Origin of the sequence: Bradyrhizobium canariense (assembly GCF_018130465.1) — a bacterium.
In the GTDB taxonomy this organism is placed as follows: domain Bacteria; phylum Pseudomonadota; class Alphaproteobacteria; order Rhizobiales; family Xanthobacteraceae; genus Bradyrhizobium; species Bradyrhizobium canariense_C.
On sequence record NZ_JAFCKJ010000003.1, the window covers coordinates 256,053 to 278,265 of the forward strand.

General features: G+C 65.6%; 21 protein-coding genes and 1 pseudogene. 13 read left to right on the top strand and 9 right to left on the bottom strand.

Annotated elements, in window-relative coordinates:
- The first annotated feature begins 62 nt into the window (after positions 1-62).
- Genes nthA through JQ591_RS09990 form a run of 3 tightly spaced genes read left to right on the top strand, consistent with a single transcriptional unit; the run spans position 63 to position 1,713 of the window.
- The gene (gene nthA, locus JQ591_RS09980; RefSeq protein ID WP_211395837.1) at positions 63-680 is read left to right on the top strand and encodes a nitrile hydratase subunit alpha; all 618 of its coding nucleotides are present in this window, start codon (positions 63-65) and stop codon (positions 678-680) included.
- Positions 677-1,336, top strand: coding sequence for a nitrile hydratase subunit beta (gene nthB, locus JQ591_RS09985; RefSeq protein WP_211395838.1), 660 nt, complete (start codon positions 677-679; stop codon positions 1,334-1,336). The genes nthA and nthB overlap by 4 nt, the downstream gene beginning before the upstream one ends.
- The gene (locus tag JQ591_RS09990; RefSeq protein ID WP_211395839.1) at positions 1,336-1,713 is read left to right on the top strand and encodes a nitrile hydratase accessory protein; all 378 of its coding nucleotides are present in this window, start codon (positions 1,336-1,338) and stop codon (positions 1,711-1,713) included. The genes nthB and JQ591_RS09990 overlap by 1 nt, the downstream gene beginning before the upstream one ends.
- Positions 1,714-1,862: 149 nt before the next feature.
- Here the strand turns inward: JQ591_RS09990 and queC are convergent, their stop codons facing one another.
- Positions 1,863-2,576, bottom strand: coding sequence for a 7-cyano-7-deazaguanine synthase QueC (gene queC, locus JQ591_RS09995; protein ID WP_211395840.1), 714 nt, complete (start codon positions 2,574-2,576; stop codon positions 1,863-1,865).
- A 139-nt stretch (positions 2,577-2,715) separates the two neighbouring features.
- Between queC and mazG the strand changes: the two genes are divergently transcribed.
- Positions 2,716-3,567 carry a nucleoside triphosphate pyrophosphohydrolase gene (mazG, locus tag JQ591_RS10000; RefSeq protein ID WP_211395841.1) on the top strand — a complete coding sequence of 284 codons (852 nt, stop codon included), beginning with the start codon at positions 2,716-2,718 and terminating at the stop codon, positions 3,565-3,567.
- 155 nt (positions 3,568-3,722) lie between these two features.
- On the opposite strand, the gene hflX is transcribed toward mazG, so the two are convergent.
- The 4 genes from hflX to JQ591_RS10020 form a co-directional block, all read right to left on the bottom strand.
- Positions 3,723-5,102: a GTPase HflX gene (gene hflX / locus JQ591_RS10005; RefSeq protein ID WP_211395842.1), complete on the bottom strand. Its 1,380-nt coding sequence runs from the start codon at positions 5,100-5,102 to the stop codon at positions 3,723-3,725.
- Between the two features lie 11 nt (positions 5,103-5,113).
- Positions 5,114-5,362 carry an RNA chaperone Hfq gene (gene hfq / locus JQ591_RS10010; RefSeq protein ID WP_007591126.1) on the bottom strand — a complete coding sequence of 83 codons (249 nt, stop codon included), beginning with the start codon at positions 5,360-5,362 and terminating at the stop codon, positions 5,114-5,116.
- Positions 5,363-5,600: 238 nt separating this feature from the next.
- Positions 5,601-6,971: a sigma-54-dependent transcriptional regulator gene (locus JQ591_RS10015; protein WP_007591127.1), complete on the bottom strand. Its 1,371-nt coding sequence runs from the start codon at positions 6,969-6,971 to the stop codon at positions 5,601-5,603.
- Between the two features lie 17 nt (positions 6,972-6,988).
- Positions 6,989-9,382, bottom strand: a complete 2,394-nt coding sequence (locus JQ591_RS10020) for a sensor histidine kinase (protein WP_211395843.1) — start codon at positions 9,380-9,382, stop codon at positions 6,989-6,991.
- 174 nt (positions 9,383-9,556) lie between these two features.
- Here JQ591_RS10020 and JQ591_RS10025 point away from each other — a divergent pair, with 174 nt between their 5' ends.
- The gene (locus JQ591_RS10025) at positions 9,557-9,703 is read left to right on the top strand and encodes a hypothetical protein (RefSeq protein ID WP_211396466.1); all 147 of its coding nucleotides are present in this window, start codon (positions 9,557-9,559) and stop codon (positions 9,701-9,703) included.
- A gap of 169 nt (positions 9,704-9,872) precedes the next feature.
- Here JQ591_RS10025 and ntrC read toward each other — a convergent pair whose 3' ends face one another.
- Genes ntrC through dusB form a run of 3 tightly spaced genes read right to left on the bottom strand, consistent with a single transcriptional unit; the run spans position 9,873 to position 13,498 of the window.
- A complete protein-coding gene (gene ntrC, locus JQ591_RS10030; protein WP_007610301.1) occupies positions 9,873-11,315 on the bottom strand; it encodes a nitrogen regulation protein NR(I) in 1,443 nt (480 codons plus the stop codon).
- A 9-nt stretch (positions 11,316-11,324) separates the two neighbouring features.
- Positions 11,325-12,500, bottom strand: a complete 1,176-nt coding sequence (locus JQ591_RS10035; RefSeq protein WP_211395844.1) for a two-component system sensor histidine kinase NtrB — start codon at positions 12,498-12,500, stop codon at positions 11,325-11,327.
- Complete coding sequence (gene dusB / locus JQ591_RS10040) at positions 12,497-13,498, bottom strand: tRNA dihydrouridine synthase DusB (RefSeq protein ID WP_211396422.1); 1,002 nt, start codon at positions 13,496-13,498, stop codon at positions 12,497-12,499. The genes JQ591_RS10035 and dusB overlap by 4 nt, the downstream gene beginning before the upstream one ends.
- Before the next feature lie 282 nt (positions 13,499-13,780).
- Here dusB and JQ591_RS10045 point away from each other — a divergent pair, with 282 nt between their 5' ends.
- Both JQ591_RS10045 and JQ591_RS10050 read left to right on the top strand, forming a co-directional pair.
- Positions 13,781-14,962 (top strand): bifunctional 2-C-methyl-D-erythritol 4-phosphate cytidylyltransferase/2-C-methyl-D-erythritol 2,4-cyclodiphosphate synthase, encoded by a 1,182-nt coding sequence (locus JQ591_RS10045; protein ID WP_211395845.1) that lies wholly within the window; start codon positions 13,781-13,783, stop codon positions 14,960-14,962.
- A gap of 3 nt (positions 14,963-14,965) precedes the next feature.
- Positions 14,966-15,574, top strand: a complete 609-nt coding sequence (locus JQ591_RS10050) for a CinA family protein (protein ID WP_211395846.1) — start codon at positions 14,966-14,968, stop codon at positions 15,572-15,574.
- Between the two features lie 18 nt (positions 15,575-15,592).
- Here the strand turns inward: JQ591_RS10050 and JQ591_RS10055 are convergent.
- Positions 15,593-16,017 (bottom strand): annotated as a pseudogene (locus tag JQ591_RS10055) (GFA family protein).
- A 934-nt stretch (positions 16,018-16,951) separates the two neighbouring features.
- On the opposite strand from JQ591_RS10055, the gene JQ591_RS10060 reads away from it, so the two are divergent.
- Genes JQ591_RS10060 through JQ591_RS10085 form a run of 6 tightly spaced genes read left to right on the top strand, consistent with a single transcriptional unit; the run spans position 16,952 to position 22,120 of the window.
- Complete coding sequence (locus tag JQ591_RS10060; protein ID WP_211395847.1) at positions 16,952-17,668, top strand: c-type cytochrome; 717 nt, start codon at positions 16,952-16,954, stop codon at positions 17,666-17,668.
- Between the two features lie 11 nt (positions 17,669-17,679).
- Complete coding sequence (locus JQ591_RS10065) at positions 17,680-18,939, top strand: cytochrome c (RefSeq protein ID WP_211396423.1); 1,260 nt, start codon at positions 17,680-17,682, stop codon at positions 18,937-18,939.
- Between the two features lie 8 nt (positions 18,940-18,947).
- On the top strand, positions 18,948-19,124 hold the full coding sequence (locus JQ591_RS10070; protein WP_211395848.1) for a hypothetical protein: 177 nt from the start codon (positions 18,948-18,950) through the stop codon (positions 19,122-19,124).
- Entirely contained in the window at positions 19,121-19,696 is a 576-nt protein-coding gene (locus JQ591_RS10075) for a cytochrome C oxidase subunit II (RefSeq protein WP_211395849.1), read from the top strand. The genes JQ591_RS10070 and JQ591_RS10075 overlap by 4 nt, the downstream gene beginning before the upstream one ends.
- The gene (locus JQ591_RS10080) at positions 19,683-21,305 is read left to right on the top strand and encodes a b(o/a)3-type cytochrome-c oxidase subunit 1 (protein WP_211395850.1); all 1,623 of its coding nucleotides are present in this window, start codon (positions 19,683-19,685) and stop codon (positions 21,303-21,305) included. Before JQ591_RS10075 ends, JQ591_RS10080 begins: the two co-directional genes overlap by 14 nt.
- Complete coding sequence (locus JQ591_RS10085) at positions 21,305-22,120, top strand: c-type cytochrome (RefSeq protein WP_211395851.1); 816 nt, start codon at positions 21,305-21,307, stop codon at positions 22,118-22,120. Before JQ591_RS10080 ends, JQ591_RS10085 begins: the two co-directional genes overlap by 1 nt.
- Positions 22,121-22,213 lie beyond the last annotated feature (93 nt).

Sequence of the window (22,213 nt, forward strand, 5' to 3'; positions counted from 1 at the left end):
GGTGTGATGTTAGCAGAGTCTTCGCCTCGACAAGGCCCGGATTCTGGGACTATCTTTGCCCCATGAGCGACCATCATCATCACCACGATCACGACCATTCCGAGCTGTCGGAGACCGAGCTGCGCGTGCGCGCGCTCGAAACGATCCTGACCGAAAAAGGCTATGTCGAGCCGGCCGCGCTCGACGCCATCATCCAGGCCTATGAGACCCGGATCGGTCCGCATAACGGCGCGCGCGTCGTCGCCAAGGCCTGGAGCGATCCGGCGTTCAAGAAGGCGCTGCTGGAGGACGGCTCGAAGGCGATCGGCACACTAGGCCATGTCAGCCGCGTCGGCGACCATCTCGTCGTGGTCGAGAACACGCCGCAGCGTCACAACATGGTCGTGTGCACGCTGTGCTCCTGCTATCCTTGGGAAATGCTCGGGCTGCCTCCGGTCTGGTACAAGGCCGCGCCCTACCGCTCCCGCGCGGTGAAGGACCCCCGCGGCGTGCTCGCCGATTTCGGCGTCGCGGTGCCCGAGGACATGGAGATCCGCGTGTGGGATTCCACCGCCGAAACCCGCTTCCTGGTGCTGCCGATGCGCCCCGAAGGCACGGACGGCTGGAGCGAGGAACAGCTCGCCGGGCTCGTCACTCGCGACTCCATGATCGGCACCGGCTTTCCCGGAGCGCCGTCATGAACGGCGTGCACGACATGGGCGGCATGGACGGGTTCGGCAAGGTCGAGCCCGAGCCGAACGAGCCGGTGTTCCATGCCGATTGGGAATCGCGGGTCCTGGCGATGGTGCGCGCTATGGGCGCGGCCGGCGCGTTCAACATCGACACCTCGCGCTTCTATCGCGAGACGCTGCCGCCGCATGTCTATCTCTCGAGCTCATACTACAAGAAATGGTTTCTCGGGCTCGAGGAGATGCTGATCGAGAAGGGCTATCTCACCCGGGAGGAAGTCGCCGCCGGCCACGCGATGCAGCCCGCCAAGTCGCTCAAGCACGGCAAGTTCGATCTCGGCCAGGTCGAGCGCATCATGGTGCGCGGCAAATTCGCTCGCCCTGCCGCGGCGCCAGCCAAGTTCAAGATCGGCGACCGCGTGCGCGCGAAAAACATCCATCCGGTGACGCACACGCGGCTGCCGCGCTACGTGCGCGGCCATGCCGGTGTCGTCGAGCTCAACCACGGCTGTCACGTGTTTCCGGACTCGGCGGCGATGGAGCTCGGCGAGAACCCGCAATGGCTCTACACGGTGGTGTTCGAGGGCCGCGATCTCTGGGGTGCGGACGGTGATCCGACCTCGAAAGTCTCGATCGACGCGTTCGAGCCGTATCTGGACCCGGCGTGATGAGCAGCACGGCTGCTACCGCCGCGACGGCAGCTATCCCGAGCATTCCCCGCGATGACGACGGCCCCGTGTTCCGCGCGCCCTGGGAGGCGCACGCGTTTGCGATGGCGCTGACCCTGCACGAGCGCGGCGTGTTCACCTGGCCCGAATGGGCGGCAGCCTTGGCCTCCGAGATCAAGCGCGCGCAGGCGGCCGGCGATCCCGATACGGGCGAGACCTACTATCTCCATTGGCTCGCCACGCTGGAAGGTCTCGTCGCGCGCAAGGGCGTCGCGTCTGCAGAGACGTTGCATCGCTACCGCGACGCCTGGGACCATGCGGCTGATCGCACCCCGCACGGCAAACCGATCGAGCTGAGGCCGGAAGATTTTGGCTAAGCCAGTAAGAGGCGTACTTGCGCCAAGCCTAACGCTGTCATTCCCCGCGAAGGCGGGGAATCCAGTACGCCGCGGCTTTTCGGCTCAAGCACGGTCTCTGGAATACTGGATCACCCGCTTTCGCGGGTGATGACACCGAATGTGTGGCCTCAGCGTCCCGCCACGTACTCCCGCCACCCCTTCGCGCGCAGGCTGCACGCCGGGCACTCTCCGCAGCCGTATCCCCAATCATGCTGCGCGCCGCGTTCGCCGAGATAGCAGGTGTGCGACTGCTCGCGGATGAGGTCGACCAGCCCCTCGCCGTCGAGGTCGTGCGCCAGCTGCCACGTCGCGGCCTTGTCGATCCACATCAGCGGCGTATGCAGCTCGAACTTGCGGGCCATGCCGAGCGACAACGCGGCCTGCATGGCGCGGATGGTGTCGTCGCGGCAGTCGGGATAGCCGGAATAGTCGGTCTCGCACATGCCGCCGACGATGTGGCTGATGCCGCGCCGGTAGGCCAGAGCCGCGGCGAAAGTCAGAAACACCAGATTGCGGCCGGGCACGAACGTGTTCGGCAGGCCGTCGGCGCCCATCGCAATCGCAACGTCGCGCGTCAGCGCCGTCTCGGACACCGCCGCCAGCGTCGGGATCGACAGCGTGTGGCTCTCGCCGAGCCTGGAAGCCCAATCCGTGCGCAGGCCCTTGATGCCGTCGAACAGCCGGTCGCGGCAGGCAAGCTCGATGGCGTGGCGCTGGCCGTAATCGAACCCCAGCGTCTCCACGCGCGCAAAACGATTCAGCGCCCAGGCGAGGCAGGTGGTGGAATCCTGGCCGCCGGAGAACAGCACCAGCGCGGTTTCGGATGAAAATGCGTCACTCATGGCCCGCGCTTTAGCACTGCGCGCGCTGCTCGCCAATCTGGCCCGCCAACCGGTGGAAATCGGCCCGTTCCACCGCGCCGCGCTGGGAACGGGGGCCCGCTTTTGGCATAAGGCTTGAGAGCCAGGAGACCGCCCCGCAATGACCCCTTCCCGCGACATTTCCCGCCTGATCGAGATCATGGCGGCGCTGCGCACGCCGGTGACCGGCTGCCCCTGGGACCTCGAGCAGAATTTTGCGACCATCGCGCCCTACACGATCGAGGAAGCCTATGAGGTGGTCGAGGCCATCAGCCGCGGCGACCTCGACGACCTCTGCGAGGAGCTCGGCGACCTTCTGTTGCAGGTGGTGTTCCACGCTCAGATGGCCGAGGAGCAGAACGCTTTCGCTTTTGGCGATGTCGTCGAGGCCATCACCCGCAAGATGATCCGGCGCCATCCTCACGTCTTCGCCGACAAGGACGGCAATCTTGCCGCCTCCCACGTCAAGGAAGTCTGGGACCGCATCAAGGCCGACGAGAAAGCCGAGCGCGCCGCGCGCCGGCCGCCGGAAGAGATTTCGCACAAATCGCTGTTGTCAGGCGTGAAGGCCGGCCAGCCCGCGCTGACGCGCGCCATGGAGCTGCAGCGCAAGGCCTCCACCGTCGGCTTCGACTGGAACGATCCGCGCGCGGTGCTGGCAAAAATCCGCGAGGAAGCCGACGAGATCGAGGCCGCACTCGACCGCAACGACAGCGAGGGCCTGGCGGAAGAGACCGGCGACCTGATGTTCGCTCTGGTCAACCTCGCCCGCCATGTCGATGCCGATCCGGAAGCCGCGCTTCGCGCGACCAACGCGAAGTTCGAGCGGCGCTTTGCCTATATCGAACGGGCGCTGGAAGCGCAGGGGCGTACGCTGGAGCAGGCGTCGCTGGCGGAGATGGACGCGTTGTGGAATGCGGCCAAGGGGGACGAAAAGCCGGCCTCAGAGGGGCGCAATCAAGCTCACCACTAATTCCGCTGTCGTCCCGGCGAAGGCCGGGACCCATAACCACAGGCTGGAGTTTGGCGAAGACCCGGAGTTATTTGTTCGTCGGTACGACGACCGCCCCTCCTCGATGGATCACGCGGTATGGGTCCCGGCCTTCGCCGGGACGACATAGGGCGATATCACGCCACGCGCGGCACGGCGTCGAACCGGTTCACCACGATATCCCGCTTGGTCTCGTCCACCCGCACCGTCATGTCGAAGCGGCCGTCGTGGAGCTCCTTGACCAGCACCTCGGAATTGCGGTGCAGCCAGCTGATCCCGGCGCCGTCGGCGGCGTCGATCGAGAGATCGAGCGTGTGGCGCTTGGCAGCGAGCCGCTCCTCGATTGTAGCGAGCAGTGCGTCGATCCCCTCGCCTGACACGGCGGAGACCAGCATCGCCGGATGATCCTCCGGCCTGCGCGCCGCGATGTTCAGCAGATTTTCGCGCTGTTCGGCATCATAGCGGTCGACCTTGTTCCAGACCTCGATGATGCGGCCTGAGTCATCGGGATTGATGCCGAGCTGGCGCAGCACGGCGTCGACGTCGCTCTGCTGCGCCTCGGCGTCGTCGTGCGAGATGTCGCGCACATGCAGGATGACGTCAGCCTCCAGCACCTCCTCCAGCGTGGCCCGGAAGGCGGCGACGAGCTGCGTCGGCAAATTGGAGATGAAACCGACGGTGTCCGACAGCATCGCCTTGCCGCCATGCGGCAGGGTGAGCGCGCGCAGGGTCGGATCCAGCGTGGCGAACAGCATGTCGGCGGCCTGCACGTCGGCGCGGGTCAGGCGGTTGAACAGCGTCGACTTGCCGGCATTGGTGTAGCCGACCAGCGCCACGACGCGGTACGGCACGCGCTGGCGTCCCGCGCGGTGCAGGCGCCGCGTCGCCTGCACCTTCTTCAGCTCGCCCTCGAGCTTCGAGATGCGCTCCTGGATCAGGCGGCGGTCGGCTTCGATCTGCGTCTCGCCGGGACCGCCCATGAATCCAAAGCCGCCGCGCTGGCGTTCGAGATGGGTCCACGAGCGCACCAGGCGCGAACGTTGGTAGTTGAGGTGCGCGAGCTCGACCTGGAGCGAGCCTTCCTTGGTCTTGGCGCGGCGGCCGAAGATTTCCAGGATGAGCCCGGTGCGATCGAGCACCTTTGCCTGCAACTCCTTCTCGAGATTGCGCTGCTGGATCGGCGCAAGCGCGCAATCCATCACCACGAGCTCGACGTCGAGGCTCTTGGCGAGCCCCGCGATCTCCTCGACCTTGCCCTTGCCGATATAGGTCGCGGGGCGGATCTGGCTGATCGGCGCGATGATGGCGTCGGCAACGACGAGATCGATCGCGCGCGCGAGGCCGGCGGCTTCGTCGAGCCGGGCTTCTACGTCACGCAGGACATGAGCTTCCGACTGCGCGTCGGCACCGCCTGCGCGCACCCGCAAATAGGGACCGATGACAAGCACCCGCCCCGTCTGCTTGCCTCCTGCCGACCGCGGACGGTCGGCCTCCCCGTCGAAATTCCGGGGTTCCAATCAGATCACTCTCAAGCCGGCTGATCCTCGCCGCCTTCGAACAGCTGGATCGGAGCGCCCGGCATGATGGTCGAGATCGCATGCTTGTAGACGAGCTGCGAGTGACCGTCGCGCCGAAGCAGCAAACAGAAATTGTCGAACCAGGTCACGATGCCCTGGAGCTTCACTCCGTTGACCAGAAAGATCGTCAGTGGCGTTTTGGTTTTGCGAACGTGATTAAGGAAGGTGTCCTGCAGGTTTTGTGCGCGGTCTGCCGCCATTGTTTTTTTCTCGCTTTGAGTTTCTTTTTATTGCGCCGGTTGCGGCCCTCTTTTGAAAATTCGGGGTCCTCGTCCGGTTGCCGTCCCTCATGAGATCCCCCTCGAAGGGACAGCGGTTCAATTAGAGGACAGGTGGGCTTATTAGGCAAGCCGCTTCACGCGGCAGCCGACGCCGTATTGCCCCGAAAAACTACGGAAATCGATGATTTTCCTCGCCTATCCCCGCGACGTCGCGGCCCTAGCCGACACCGAGCGCCTTCAGTTTCCGATGCAACGCCGAACGTTCCATGCCAACAAACTCGGCCGTGCGAGAAATATTTCCTGAAAAACGGCTGATCTGTGCAATCAAATAGTCGCGCTCGAACACTTCGCGCGCTTCGCGCAGCGGCAGGCCCATGATGTGCTCACCATTGTTGCTGGTCGGCATCGCCGGCACCATGGAGCCGACGTCCTGCGGCAGCATGTCGGCAGTGATGATGACCTCCGGCCCGCCCGCGGCCAGAATCATGACTCTCTCAACGTTGTTGCGGAGCTGGCGCACATTGCCCGGCCAGACATGCGACTGCAGCACCGCCATCGCGTCCTGACCGATCTGTCGCTTGGGCAGGCCGCTGCCCGCCGAGATCTGCTCCATGAAGTAGTCGATCAATTCCGGGATGTCCTCACGCCGCTCCGACAGCGCGGGCACGCGGATCGGCACCACCGAGAGGCGATGATAGAGGTCCTCGCGGAAATGGCCGGCCGCGATCTCCTCTTCCAGATTGCGCGCAGTGGAGGAGATGATGCGGACGTCGACCTGCACCTTGCCGTTGCCGCCGACGCGCTGGAACGACTGCTCGACCAGCACGCGCAAGATCTTGTTCTGGGTCTCGCGCGGCATGTCCGCGATCTCGTCGATGAACAGCGTGCCGCCGTGGGCCTCTTCGAGCGCGCCGGGCTTGCGCGCGTGCTCACCGTTGGACTGCTCGATGCCGAACAGCTCGTGCTCCATCCGCTCGGGCGTGATCGCAGCGGCATTGATGACGACGAAGGGGCCGTCGGCGCGGCCCGAGGCCGTGTGCAACGTGCGCGCGGTCAGTTCCTTGCCGGCACCGGCGGGGCCGACGATTAGGATGCGGCTGTTGGCCTTGGCCGCGCGCTCGATGGTCTGGCGCAGCTGGTTCATGCTGGGCGAACGGCCGACCAGCGAGCTTGCGCTCGGCGCGAGCTGCTTCAGCTCCTTGACCTCGCGCTTGAGCCGCGAGTTCTCCAGTGCACGGTTCGCGACCAGGATCAGCCGGTCGGTCTTGAACGGCTTCTCGATGAAGTCGTAGGCGCCACGCTTGATCGCGGCGACCGCGGTCTCGATGTTGCCGTGGCCGGAGATCATCACGACCGGCAGATCGGGGTTGTCCTTCTTGACCTGCTCCAGCAGCTGCAAGCCGTCGAGCTTGGAGCCCTGCAGCCAGATGTCGAGGAACACCAGATGCGGCCTGCGGTTGGCGATCTCGGCGAGCGCCGTATCGCTGTCGCGCGCGGTCCGGGTCACGAAACCCTCGTCTTCGAGGATGCCCGCAACGAGATCCCGAATATCGGCCTCATCATCGACAATCAGAATTTCACTTGCCATGGGTCGCGCCTGTTTTCTCAGCTGCCTGTTGAGGCTTCGATCTTCGTTGAATCATTGGTCTTTTCAGCCGGCTCTTTGGTTTCGGCGGCTGCCTCTTTTGTTTCCGGATGCTTGACGGACTGCGTGGCGGTTTCGCTGATTTCCGGCTTGGTCGTTGCCTCGGCCGCCGGTTCGGCCTCCTCGCTTTTCGCGGGAGCGCCGGAGATCGCAAAACGCATCCTCATCCAGGCGCCGCGCTGGCCCTCGCGGAAGTCGGAGGCGTCCTTCAGTTCGATGCGCCCGCCATGGTCTTCCAGCACGCGGCCGACGATCGCGAGCCCAAGGCCGGTGCCCTTGGCCCGTGTTGTCACATAGGGCTCGAGGAGGCGCGAGCGTGCCACCTTGGGCAGGCCGATGCCGTTGTCGACGACGTCGATCAGCACGTCCTCGCCCTCGCGCGAGACCATGACGTCGATCCGGCCCTTGCCGAGCTCCTCCAGGGGGACCTGCTCGATCGCCTCGGTGGCGTTCTTGACGATGTTGGTGACCGCCTGCGAGATCAGCCGCCGGTCGAACTGGGCACGCAGCGGGTCTTCCTTGAACTCGGCCTCGATATCGATCTCGGGGTGGGCGACCTTCATCAGGAACACCGCCTGCCGCACGGTGTCCACGACGTCCTCGCCCTCCATCACCGGCTTCGGCATCCGCGCAAAGCGCGAGAATTCGTCGACCATGCGGCGGATATCGTCGACCTGGCGCACGATGGTGTCGGTGCACTGTTCGAAGATCTGCTTGTCCTTGCCCTCGGTGATGTCCTTGCCGAATTTGCGGCGAATGCGCTCGGCGGAGAGCTGGATCGGGGTCAGCGGGTTCTTGATCTCATGCGCGATGCGGCGCGCGACGTCGCCCCAGGCCGAGGTGCGCTGCGCCGAGACCAGCTCGGTGATGTCGTCGAGCGTGATGATGTAGCTGTCGTGCGGCTGGCTGGTCTTCTCGGCGCTGACGCGGACCGACAGATTGCGTTCCTGCCCGTCCCGCGTGATCGTGATCTGCCCCTGCACCAGGCGCTGGGTCCCTTCCCGCGCCGTCTTCATCATCTCTTCGAGCTCGGGCAGCACGTCGGAGAGCGGATGGCCGAGCGTCTCGGCTTCGGAGTGCCCGATCAGCTTTTCGGCGGAACGGTTGAGGATGCCGACGCTGCCCGAGGTATCGACGCCGATGATGCCGGCGCTTGCGGACGACAGCACCGCCTCGATGAAGCGGCGACGGCTGTCGATGAGGTCGCTGGCGTTGACGAGCTCGTCGCGCTGGCTGCGCAACTCCTCCGTCATCTTGTTGAAGGTCTCACCCAGCTGGGCGAGGTCGCCTTCCGACTGGTGCACCGGCACTTTCACATGGAGATCGCCGGTCGAGACCGTCTGGGCCGCGTTCATCAGCCGCCGGATCGGCGAGACCAGCGAGTTGGCGAAGTTGAGGCCGATCAGCACCGAGGCCATCAGGATGGTCAGCGCGATCACCGCGAACATCAGCGCGAACGCGACCTGGATGCCGAGCCGGCGCGACTCGATCTGGGCGTATTCGGCGACGCTGACCTCGGTCTGCTTGAGCTGGTTGACGACATTCGGATCGAGCGGCCGCGCGACGTAGAGGAAGGTGTCGCTGAAGGCGCGCAAGCGGACCACCGCGGCGACGAAGCTCGCATCGGGCAGCACCGCGATCTCGGGCTCGGATTCGTTGACGTTGCTGAGGAAGTCCGGCGCCGGCGGCGAATAGGCCAGCCGCATGCCGGTGTCGGCGGATTCGAGAATGTTGGTGTTCTTGTCGATGATCATCGCGCCCGGCAGGTTGCGGGAGGCGGCGCTGGACGTCAGCAACTCGCGAAACGAGCGGCGATCCTGGTCGTAGAGCGGCCGCGCGTGGGCGATGTCGTTGGCCATGCCGAGAATGTCGCCGCGGATCAGCTGCGCGTGGTCCTGCATGTAGGCCCGCGCGATCGTCAGCGAGTTCTGGATCACCTCCTTGGTCGGGCCGGAGAACAGGCGGTCGAGGCCGCGCTCGATGGTGACGTTGGCGACGACGGCGACCAGCACCGCCGGCAGCACCGCCACGATCGAGAACAGGCTGACGATCTGGACATGGAGCCGCGCCGCCGCCCTGCCCCGCCGTCGCGCCAGGATCAGCTGCCAGAGCTCGCGGATGATGATGCCGACCAGCAGCAGGATCGTTCCCGCATTGATCAGATAGAACGAACGGACAACCGACGGCGTCGGCTCGATCGACGTGAGGCCGGTCAGGACCATGAAGGTCAGGAAGGCCGACAGCAGTGCCAGCGCCACGGCGAACGGCGCCAGCCAGCGTCGCGTCGACCAACGCCGGGGCTCTTCCGCTGGGGCCGTGTCAAAGGATGCGGCCGAGGTGTCTGCGCTGGTCATTCCGACAATGGGTGCTGAAAAACGGGGGCCGCGGCGGGCGGATACTGATGTATTCGTACCACATTGTTGCCAAATTGCGACAATTCCGCGGCGTCCCCGCCGCGACCGACCGGCGCATCCACAGCGACATGCCGGATGGCGGGAACGGATACCCACCCCGGCGGCTTGACGGGCATGGACAGATTCTTTCTCGCAATGATGGTGTCGGCCGTGCTGCTGCTGATCGTGGCCGCGGACCTGCTGGTCAACGGACCGGGCTTGCAGGAGCCGATGGCCAACATCGCCAGCACGATGCCGGTGTCAGGCCGATTTGTCAGATAGGTGTGAGGCCGCGTCCCGCGGCTGAATGACCATTTTTAATGTTCCATCGGAACATTTCAGTCCGATCGGGACTTCTGCTCACCGCGTCAGCCACAAAGGCCAGCGCGATCCGGACAGGCTCAGCTCCGCTTTGGTAGGGGGAGCTGAGCCACCGTTCGTTCCGCGAAGGCTAGCCCCCGCTCCGATACACCTGGATGTCGAGATCCCGGATCTTCTTCCGCAGCGTGTTGCGGTTGAGGCCGAGCAGATCGGCCGCGCGGATCTGGTTGCCGCGGGTGGCGGCGAGCGCGGCCGTGAGCAGCGGCACCTCGATCTCCTTCAGGATGCGGTGATAGAGGCCCGGCGGCGGCACGCCGTTCGGGAAGCCCTGGAAATGCGAGGAGAGATACGCCTCCACCGCGCCGCCGAGATTGTCGACGCCATGCTGGACTGCGGCACCCGGGCTGACCGTGGGCGGCGCCAGCTCGCCGTCGATGACGGAGCCCGTGATCACGTCCTGCGGATAGAGTGCCGCGAGGCGACGGGCGAGGTTCTCGAGCTCGCGCACGTTGCCCGGCCAGCGGTGCTGCTTCATCCGCTCCAGCGCCAGCGTGTCGAGCTTTTTCGGCGGCAGGCCGTCCTTCTCGGCAAGCGCAAAGAAATGACGGATGAGATCCGGCAGATCCTCGATGCGCTCGCGCAAGGGCGGCAGCCGCAGCGGCACGACGTTGAGGCGGAAGAACAGATCTTCGCGGAACAGGCCCTGCTGGATCAGGACGCGCAGATCCTTGTTGGAAGCCGCGACGATGCGCACGTCGGTCTTGATCGGGGTGCGGCCGCCGACCGTGGTGTATTCGCCCTGTTGAAGCACGCGCAGCAGGCGGGTCTGCGCCTCCATCGGCATGTCGCCGATCTCGTCCAGGAACAGCGTGCCGCCTTCGGCCTGCTCGAACCGGCCGGAGGCGCGGGTGTTGGCGCCGGTGAAGGCGCCGCGCTCATGGCCGAACAGTTCCGACTCGATCAGGTCACGCGGGATCGCCGCCATGTTGACCGCGACGAACGGGCCGTTGCGGCGCTTGCCGTAGTCGTGCAGCGCGCGCGCCACCAGCTCCTTGCCGGTACCCGACTCGCCCGTGATCATCACGGTGAGGTCGGTCTGCATCAGGCGCGCCAGCACGCGATAGATCTCCTGCATCGCCGGCGAGCGGCCGACCAGCGGGATCGCCTCCATCTCGGCGTCCTCGTTCGGCGTCGAGACCCGCTCCTTCGGCTCGGCCAGCGCGCGGCCGACGATGGCGATCAGCTCCTTCAGGTCGAAGGGCTTTGGCAGATATTCGTATGCCCCGCGCTCGGAGGCGCGGATCGCCGTCATGAAGGTGTTTTGCGCGCTCATGACGATGACCGGCAAATTCGGCCGCATCTTCTTGATCCGCGGCAACAGGTCGAACGCGTTCTCGTCGGGCATCACCACGTCGGTGATGACGAGATCGCCCTCCCCCTGGCTGACCCAGCGCCACAGCGTCGCGGCATTGCCGGTCAGCCGCACTTCGTAGCCGGCGCGCGATAGTGCCTGATTGAGTACGGTGCGGATGGCGGTGTCGTCATCAGCAACGAGAATGCTACCTGCGGGCATCGTTAATCCTCATTTTGCCCCCTGTGACGCAGACGACGACTTCCCGGCAGAGCCGTCGCGACTGCTTTGATCGGCATGTTTCACCGATGTGGAATACATCGGCATCAGCACGCGGAAGGTGGTCTTCCGCGGCTGAGATTCGCATTCGATGATGCCCCCGTGATCCCCGATGATCTTTGCGACCAGCGCGAGGCCCAGACCCGAGCCGGTCTGCTTGGTGGTCACGAAGGGATCGAACAGGTTGGGCAGAAGATCGTCAGGCACGCCTGGTCCGTTGTCCTTCACGCAGAATTCGAGCGGCAGGGATACACGGGATTTTTGACCGGGGACTGACAGGCGCACGCCGGGACGAAACGCGGTGGTGAGCTGGATTTCGCCGTCGGGAACGTCGATCAGCGCTTCAGCGGCGTTCTTCACGAGGTTGAGGAACACCTGGATCAGCTGGTCCTGGTTCGCCAGCACCGGCGGCAGCGAGGGATCGTAGTCTTCGACGAAGCGGATGTTGCGGGCAAAGCCGGACTGCGCCAGCCGTTTGACGTGATCGAGCACCGAATGGATGTTGACGGGGCCGCGCACCACGGGGCGCTCGTCGCCGAACACCTCCATGCGGTCGACCAGCGTCACGATGCGGTCGGCCTCGTCGCAGATCAGCCGCGTCAGCATGCGGTCTTCCGAGGAGGCCTGCTGCTCCAGGAGCTGTGCCGCGCCGCGGATGCCCGAGAGCGGGTTCTTGATCTCGTGCGCCAGCATCGCGGCGAGCGCGATCACCGAGCGCGCGGCGCTGCGATGGGTGAGCTGCCGGTCCATCTTGTCGGCGATGGAGCGCTCCTGAAGCATCACCACGATATGGCCGGGCCGTTCCGTGATCGGGGCAACGTGCAGATCGACCTGGCGGTCTCCGCCCATGCGCGGCGTGCCCAGATCGACCTTGTATTCGTTGACAGGTGCGTTCGACGAACGCACCTGGTCGATCAGCGCCAGCAAGGGGCTGCCGAACGGCACCAGCTCTTTCAGCGACTGCCGCTTCAAAAATTGCGTCGAGATATCGAAGAAGGCTTCGGTTGCGATGTTGGCGGCGACGATCTTGCCGTCCGGCCCGATCATGAGCACGGGATTGGGAAGCGCGTCCAGGATGGCATCGCTGTCGGACGGAACCGGCCGACGATGTTCAGCGGCTGAGCTCATGCAGCAGCGCTCCATGCGAAGTCGTCGAAGGCATCTTGCAGTGACTGGTGGACGAGGCGCGGATCCTCCGAGGTGAGGATCTTCTGGCGCCAGGATTTCAGCTTCTCGGCCGGCGCACGGCTCACATCGCCCGCGACGTCGAGCGCCCAGCCGAGATGTTTTCGCGCGTGCCGCAGACCGACGCGCAGGCCGTAGAGCGTGCAGACGCCTTCATAAAGAGTGCGGACATAATGCAGCTGGGTCTCGAGCGACGGCGTGGCTTCCGCCGCCCCGCCCTTGAGGCGGCGGCCGATCTGGCCGGGCAGCCAGGGCCGGCCCTGCGCGCCGCGGCCGATCATCACGGCATCGGCGCCGGAGGCTTCGAGCGCCGCGAGCGCCTTCTCGTAAGTCGTGATGTCGCCATTGACGACGAGCGGAATGGAGATCGCCTCGCGCACGGCGCGGATCGCGTCCCAATCGGCCTCGCCCTTGTAGAACTGGCAGCGGGTGCGGCCGTGCACGGTGACGAGCTTGATGCCCGATGCTTCCGCGCGCCGCGCCAGTTCCGGCGCGTTGCGGGTGCGGTCGTCCCAGCCGAGCCGCATCTTCAGCGTCACCGGCACCTTCACCGCCGCGATCGTCGCTTCGATCAGGCCGACGGCGTGGTCGAGGTCGCGCATCAAGGCGGAACCGGACTGGCCGCCGGTGATGTGACGGGCCGGACAGCCCATGTTGATGTCGATGATGTCGGCGCCCTCGGCTTCGGCGATCCGGGCGCCCTCCGCCATCCAATGCGTCTCGCAACCGGCGAGCTGGACCACGTGCGGACCGATTCCGGTGGCTTCGCAGCGCAACCGGGACATCCGATGGCCGTTGGCGAGTTCGTCGCTGGCCGTCATTTCGGAAACGACGAGACCGGCGCCCAGCTCGGCGGCCAGCCGGCGGACGGGCGAGTCCGTCACCCCCGACATCGGCGCCAGGAAGACCGGGGTGGCGACATCAATATCGCCAATTTTCAACGGCTTAGAGCCTGATACTGCCGAGCCGGTCACAGGGGTCTCGTTGCGTAGGCAGGGCCTCATCGCGCCTGCCATGACCTATCTTGCGCACAATTCTTGTGCAGTCAAGCGTCATGCCTACAGTTTAGACAGTTCTGCAAATCTTTCAAGTGCAGTGCAACAAAATGCTGTTTCCCACAATCCGGGGAAACCCCCTTTTTTTGCGGGCCTGCCGTGCTAGAGGCATGCGGCAATCACCCCACTCCCCGGCTCTCTTCATCACCAAATGAGTATTTGAGTCCTATGGCGAAATCACAGCGCACCGCAGTTGTTCTCGTCGCGGCCGGACGCGGCCTGCGCGCAGGCGCCGGTGGTCCCAAGCAATATCGCGAAATCGGCGGTGTGCCGGTGATCTATCGCGCCATGGAGGCCTTCAGCCGCCACGCGGATGTGTTCGCGGTTCAGCCGGTCGTGAACCCCGACGACAGCGCCATGTTCACGGCAGCGGTCGCAGGGCTCAGCCACGAGCCGCCGACCAGCGGCGGCGCGACCCGGCAGGCCTCGGTGCTCGCCGGTCTTGAAGCGCTCGCCAGGCACAAGCCCGACATCGTCCTGATCCACGACGCCGCACGCCCCTTCGTCTCGGAAGGCGTGATCACCCGCGCGATCGATGCGGCCAGCCGCACCGGCGCCGCGATCCCCGCCGTTCCCGTCACCGACACCATCAAGGTCACCGGCGCGAACGGCAATGTCGAGGACACGCCGGACCGGGCGCGGTTGCGAATCGCACAGACGCCGCAATCCTTTCGTTTCGACGTCATCCTCGAAGCGCATCGTCGCGCGGCCAAGGACGGGCGCAGCGATTTCACCGACGATGCCGCGATTGCCGAATGGGCGGGATTGACCGTTGCAACCTTTGAAGGCGATGTTGCCAATATGAAGCTCACCACTCCCGAGGATTTCGTGCGCGAGGAAGCGCGGCTGGCCAGCCTGCTCGGCGACATCAGGACCGGCACGGGCTACGACGTGCACGCCTTCGGCGAAGGCGACCACCTCATGATCTGCGGCGTGCGCGTGCCGCACACCAAGGGCTTCCTGGCCCATTCCGACGGCGATGTCGGCCTGCATGCGCTGGTCGACGCCATCCTCGGCGCGCTCGCCGACGGCGACATCGGGTCGCACTTTCCGCCCAGCGACGCGAAGTGGAAGGGCGCCTCCTCCGACCAGTTTTTGAAATACGCCATCGAGCGCGTCACCCAGCGTGGCGGCCGCATCGCCAATCTCGAGGTGACGATGATCTGCGAGCGGCCGAAGATCGGCCCCTTGCGCGACACCATGCGCGCGCGCATCGCCGAGATTTCCGGCGTCGACGTCTCCCGCGTCGCCGTGAAGGCGACGACCAGCGAGCGGCTCGGCTTCACCGGCCGCGAGGAAGGCATCGCGGCCACCGCGAGCGCCACCATCCGCTTGCCCTGGAGTGTCTAGGCCATGGCCGGCAGCGACGCACGCGCCCTCTCCCGCTCGCTGCTCGATCTGTGCCGGATGCGCAAGCTGACGATCGCGACCGCGGAGTCCTGCACCGGCGGCCTGGTTGCCGGCGCGCTGACCGACATCCCCGGCTCGTCCGATGTCATCGATCGCGGCTTCGTCACCTATTCCAATGACGCCAAGCGCGCGATGTTAGGGGTCGAGGCGAGCACGCTGACGAATTTCGGCGCCGTCAGCAAGGAGACGGCAACGGCGATGGCAGTCGGCGCGCTGGAGCGTGCCGGCGTCGATCTTGCGGTCGCCATCACCGGCATTGCCGGCCCCGGCGGCGCCACGCCTGGCAAGCCGGTCGGCCTCGTCCACTTCGCCGCCGCCGCGCGCGACGGTCGCATCGTTCACCGCGAGCATCGCTTCGGCGCCATCGGCCGCACCGCCGTGCGTCAGCGCTCGGTCGTCGAGGCGCTGCGCATGCTGATGGATCTCGCCCGCGGCCCAGCCCAGGCCAAGCCGAAACGCGCCGCCGCCGCAACCCGCCTTCGCCCCCGCGTCACCCGCTCGCCGCGCCGGCATGCCGCAAAGCGCAGGACGCCGCGGTCGCCGCGGGGTTGAGCCAGGCAACCGCCACCGTCAGTCAGCCGGAATGAAGCGGAGCGTGCCGGCCCGCCGCGTCGGCTGACCAGTGTCGTTGGTGTGATTGATGCCATCCATGACCGGCACCTCGGTGAAATCGAACGGGCTTGCCCCGTCCAGGCAGGCGACGTTGACGGCATAGAGAGATTGGTCGGATCGTCGCTGATGGTGCGTGTAGATTCCGCAGCGGGAGCAGAAGAAGTGCTGCGCTGATCCGGTATGGAAGCGGTAGCTTGTGAGCGCATCCTCGCCCTGAAGGAACTTGATCCCGCCCATTTCCGCCATGACAACGACGGCGCCGCGCATGCGGCAGTAAGAGCAAGTGCAGCGGCGGATCGAATTGAAGCCCTCACTGAGCGTCACCTCGAATGCACCGCTCCGCAATGGCACTGGCCAGCCCGAACGTTTGTGTCGCCCACCATGTTGCCCATGTCTCCTGTTGAGGTCTCCTGTTGAGGTCTCCTGTTGAGGTCGCTTGTACGATATCCCAGATTGGGAAACCAAGCCCTTCACGCGGCCGCGAGCGGCATTCCACGCGAACGGTCCCGCAGCCCGGATGGAGCGAAGCGCATCCGAGCCACAAGACCTTGCGTTGCCCGTCGGGCAAAATACGCCGGGGCTCGGTCAATCACGGCCGGCGAAAATATTCGCCTTTACAGAAATTCTGATTTATCGCATCATCCTGCCACCTCATCCCTGTCAGAGGGGCGTATCGCGATCGTCACGAAACGCGGGATGAGCTGCGGTGGACGCTAGTCCCATCGGCGCGGCAGATTTCGCAGGGCGGGAAACCGTGAGCGAAGGCGTCGCGCGCACGACCGGTGCGGCTCTCGCGTACGGCAAAACCGTGTCGTCCTGACGCCCGGGGTCTGTGCGTCAAGTCTTGTGGTGATGCGGGCGGCCCGACCGGGCACGCGCATCAGCGATCCATGAGGCGACGGGGGCAATAGTGCATCGCTCCCCGGGGAGAGCTCGGCATAAGCCGTAAAACCACTGCGCAGGGAAGGCCGGTTGTTTGGCTTCATCTGTATGCCGCTGTGCAGCCTCTTGTAGCGCAACCTTCGCACAGTGGACCGGGGGGGCCAGCCGGCACCCGGTCTTCCCTGCGCCCTCTGACAGGAGGGTGTCGAGACAAAGCAAAGCTCGGGCGAAGATGCGTCGCGAGACTGCAAACCTGTGTTTGCTTTTCAAAATGCACGCAAATTTTGTCGAAACCGATCGGGATCGCAAATGTGCAACCGCGACCAAACGTCATCGGTCCCTTCCCGTCTTGCGCGCGACTATATTGGCGCAATAATGCCGCTCTACGTTGTGACCGGGAATCAACCCGGCCCAACCTCCTGGAGGGCGACGAGAGTGTTCGCTCGCTACACCGCACCAGCAATCGCCATTGCCATTTTGGCCACCTTGGTCGCCGTCGACGGTGCGGCCGCGCAAACCGTCAATCAGCCGCCGGATACGATGGCGGCGCGGGTGGAGGCTTGCACGCCCTGTCACGGCAACAAGGGCGAAGGCACCAGCGACGTCTACTTTCCACGTCTCGCAGGCAAGCCCGCCGGCTATCTCTACAACCAGCTCCTCGCCTTCCGCAGCGGCCGGCGCAAATACCCGCCGATGAACTATCTGCTGGAGTTTCTGCCCGATCCCTACCTGGAGGCGATGGCGGAATATTTTGCCAGCGAGCACCCGCCGCTGCCGCAGCCCGCGCCGAGCGAGGTCAGCAAGGACGTGCTGGCGCAGGGCGAGCTGCTCGCCACCAGCGGCGATGCCGGCCGCAACATTCCGGCCTGCGTGAGCTGCCATGGCCCGGGACTGACGGGCATGCAGCCGGGCATCCCCGGCCTGCTGGGCCTGCGCGCCAATTATATCAGCGCCCAGCTCGGCGGCTGGCGTTATGGCACCCGCACCGCGAAATCGCCTGATTGCATGCAGCTCGTCGCCGGGCACCTGACCGAGGCGGACGTCACGGCCGTCGCCGCCTGGCTTGCGACGCGTCCCGCCCCCGCCAACCCGGCCCCCGTGCCGAAAGGCACCTACGCGCTGCCATTCGGCTGCGGTAGCCAGCCCAACTGACGAGGCGGATGATGGGCTCGAAACTGTCGATCACACTCTTATCCATCCAGTTGCTCGCCCTCGCCGCGTTCACCACGGCAGCAGCAGCGCAGGACAAAGACAAGACTGGCGATATCATCGCGCGCGGCGAGTATCTTGCCCGTGCAGGCGACTGCACCGCCTGCCACACCGCGCCGGAAGGCCGTCTGTTTGCCGGCGGCCGTGCCATGCCGACCCCGTTCGGCACGCTCTACACCTCCAACGTCACGCCCGATCCGGAGACCGGCATCGGCAAGTGGAGCGCCGACGACTTCTACAAGACCATGCACAACGGCCGTTTCCCGGACGGCGGGTTGCTCTACCCGGCGATGCCGTTTGCGTCCTACACCAAGGTCACGCGCGCCGACAGCGACGCGATCTTCGCCTATCTGCGCTCGATTGCGCCGGTGAACCAGAAGAACAAGCCGCACGAGTTGCGTTTCCCTTACGACAACCGCCAGCTCATCCTCGGCTGGCGTACGCTGTTCTTCAGCGAGGGCGAGTTCAAGCCCGATCCGAAAAAATCGGCGGAATGGAATCGCGGCGCCTATCTGGTCGAGGGCCTCGGCCATTGCGGCATGTGCCATTCGCCGATCAACGCGCTCGGCGGCACCTCGCAATCGGACGCGTTCAAAGGCGGCCTGATCCCGATGCAGAACTGGTACGCGCCCTCGCTGACCTCGAACCGCGAGGCCGGGCTCGGCGACTGGAGCATCAAGGACATCACGGATTTGCTCCAGACCGGCGTCTCCATGCGCGGCGTGGTTTACGGCCCGATGGCCGAGGTTGTGCACAACAGCCTGCAATATCTCAACGACGAGGACACCAGGGCGATGGCGGTCTACCTCAAGGGTATCGCGGAGCCCTCGCCTCCGCCGGCGGCGAGCTCGGCACTGTCGACCACCGAGAGCAGCCTGCTGATCAGCCTCGGCAAGACCGTCTACGACAAGAATTGCGCGAGCTGTCATGGCACCCAGGGCGAAGGCAAGCCACCGCACTGGCCGCCGCTCGCCAACAACCAGTCGATCGAGATGCAGTCGGCGGTCAACCCGATCCGCATGGTGCTCAATGGCGGCTATCCTCCGGGCACCAAGGGCAATCCGATGCCCTACGGCATGCCGCCCTTCGCCGGCCTTCTCTCCGACAACGAGGTCGCCGCCGTCGTCTCCTACATCCGCACCGCCTGGGGCAATCGCGGCACGCCGGTCTCGGCGCGCGAGGCCAACGAGCTGCGCTCGGCACCGCTGAACTGAGGGCCGCCATGTTCAATTCCGATCCGCCGACCAGCCCAGCCGCCGCCGACCAGGCCGTCGAGGAGGTCGTTGCCCAGGGACCATCGGGCGCGATCGTGCTCGCCGGCATCGCCACGGCCTGCGTGGTCGCGATGTGGCTCGCCTTCTATCTGTTCGTGTTCCTGCCGCGCGGGTCGCTGCAATGAGCGCAGAGCAAACCCACGGCAACGGCAGCGCCAGCGCCGAGGTCGCCGCCCGCGTCGAGCGGCGCTGGGCCACTATCGCCGTGATCATCATCGTGATGATGGCGCTGCTGGCGGCGTTCGCCGGTATCCATCGTGCGACCATGCCGCAGGCGCGTGTCGAGACCACCGATCCGTCGCGGCTGCACCTCTCGGGCGAGTTCGTCGAGAGCAATCTCGGCAGCGTGCTCGAGGCCAATGGCAATGTGACCGTGCGCGCGATCGGGCAGCAATATTCCTTCACGCCGGCCTGCATCGTGGTGCCCGTGGACACGCCGATCACGCTGCGCGCCACCAGCGCCGACGTCGTCCACGGCATCCTGATCCAGGGCACCAACGTCAACACCATGCTGGTGCCGGGCTACATCTCCGAGCAGCTCATGCGCTTTACCAGGGCGGGCGACTATCTGATGCCCTGCCAGGAGTTTTGCAGCTTCGGCCACGAGGGCATGTGGGGCAAGGTCAAGGTGATCGACAGGACCGAATTCGCGAACCGCGCGAAGGGTGGCGGGAGGCTGAGCTGTGTTGGTCAATAGGAAGCTCATCCTCGCCCATTTCTGGCTGGCCTTCGCCGTGTTCGGCCTCGCACTCACGCTCGGCGCCTGGCAGATGTTCATCCGCAGCCCGATCGGCACCTGGCTGTCCAATCCCGAGCTCTATTACCGCTCGCTGACCGCGCACGGCACGGTGATGGGCTACGTCTTCCCGACCCTGGTCGCGATGAGCTTCGGCTATGCCATCAGCGAGTCCGCGCTGGAGCAACGTCTTGTCGGCGTGCGTTGGGCCTGGGCCGGATTCTGGCTGATCGTCGCCGGCAGCATCATGGCGGTGATCCCGATCGCGCTGGGCCGCGCCTCCGTGCTCTACACCTTCTATCCGCCGCTGATCGGCAACGTCTTCTACTACCTCGGCGTCGTGCTGGTCGTGGTCGGCTCCTGGATCTGGGTTGCGCTGATGTCGGTCAATCTGCGCGTCTGGCGGAAGGCCCATCCCGGCGCGCCGGTGCCGCTGGCGATGTTCGCCAATGTGGCGGGCTCGTATCTGTGGGCCTGGACCGCGGTCGGCGCCGCGCTCGAGCTGCTGCTGCAGATCATTCCGGTCGCGGCCGGGCTGAAGGCCACCATCGACGCCGGCCTTGCGCGCGTGTTCTTCTCCTGGACGCTGCACGCCATCGTCTATTTCTGGCTGATGCCGACCTACATCGCCTATTACACCATCGTGCCGCGCGCGATCGGCGGCCGCGTCTATTCCGACAGCATGGCGCGGATCTCCTTCATCCTGTTCCTGGTGGTCGCGATGCCAATCGGCATGCACCACACCTTCGCCGATCCGCAGGTCGGCGCCGGCTTCAAGTTCATTCATTCGGCCTTCACCGCGCTGGTCGCGCTACCGACACTGCTGACGGTGTTCACGATCTGCGCCTCCGTCGAGATCGCGGCGCGCCTGCGCGGGGGCTGCGGCATGTTCGGCTGGATCAGGGCCCTGCCCTGGGACAACCCGATGATGCTGGCCCTCGCCTTTTCCTTCGTCATGCTCGGCTTCGGCGGCGCCGGCGGCCTCATCAACATGAGCTATCAGCTCGATGCGTCGATCCACAACACGCAGTGGATCACCGGCCATTTCCACCTGATCTTCGGCGGCGCCATCGTGATCATGTATTTTGCGATCGCCTACGATCTGTGGCCGCATCTGACCGGACGCGAGCTGATCGATGTCCGCCTGATCCGCACCCAGCTCTGGCTGTGGTTCGTCGGCATGATTGTCACGACCTTTCCCTGGCACTGGGTCGGCATTCTCGGCATGCCGCGCCGCATGGCCTATTTCGACTTCGGCGACCCCGCGATCGCGCCGCAGGCCCTCTCGGTCACCCTCTCCGCGATCGGCGGCTTCATCCTGCTGGCGTCGGGCATCATGTTCATCGTTATCCTGGCCCGCGGCATGCGTGCGCCACAGGTCGACGCCGGCCCCTATCGCTTTGCGCTGGCCGTGCACCAGCCGGCGACCGTGCCGGTCGCGCTCAACACCCACGCGCTGTGGGTGGCGCTGATGATCGCGCTCACCCTCACCAATTACGGCTACCCGATCCTGACGCTGGCGCTGAGCGAGGGCACGTCGGTGCCGGCCGTCTATGTGGGAGCGCAGTGATGAGCACGCGCGACCTCTTCACGTTCCGCAATCGGCATTTCACTGTCGGCGTCGGCGTCATCGCCGGCATGCTGATCGTGACGATTGTCGCCGGCTTCATCGTGCTGCCCTTCGCACAGCCCTGGGTTCAGTTCGCAAACGTCTGGGACGCGATCTGCAGCGCCGCCGGCGTGCCGCAGCGCGCAGCAACCGTCACGGCACCCGAACAGACAAGACGGCTGTCGGAGGTCGTGCTGACCTCACGCACGCTGTCACGCCCGAGCCAGGAGGCGATCGGCCGCGGCGCCACGCTGGCGCAGCGCTGCGCGATCTGTCATGGCCCGACCGGTATCAGCCGTGCGGACTCGCCCAATCTCGCAGGCCAGTATGCCGCCGTGATCTACAAGGAGCTGCACGATTTCCGCTCGGGCGCGCGCACCAATGCCGTGATGTCGCCGTTCGCCGTCAATCTGACGGACCAGGAGATCGCAGATATCTCGAACTATTACGCTTACCTGCCGCGGCTGCCGGCCTATCACCCGACGCCGCAATTGCCCAAGCCAAACATCGTGATCTACGGCGCACCGATGCGCGGCATCGCGCCCTGCGGCGCATGCCACGGCAGTCTCGACAACAAGACCGGCAGCCCGTGGCTCGAAGGCCAGTCCGAGGTCTACTTGAAGGCGCAGCTGCAGGCCTTCGCCGCAGGCGAGCGCCGCAACGACATCAGCCAACAGATGCGCAACATTGCGCGTGCGATGACGCCGCAGGAGATCGAGCAGGCCGCGGCGTATTACGCCTCGCAGCCGCCGGATGTCGTGAAGGCGGTGGATTGAAGTGAGGAGTTCGTGCCCCGGACGCAGCGCAGCGCTCCTTCGGCGGTGCGCTGCAGAGCCGGGGCCCATGCTTCCGAGGCGTTCGTGCGGCTT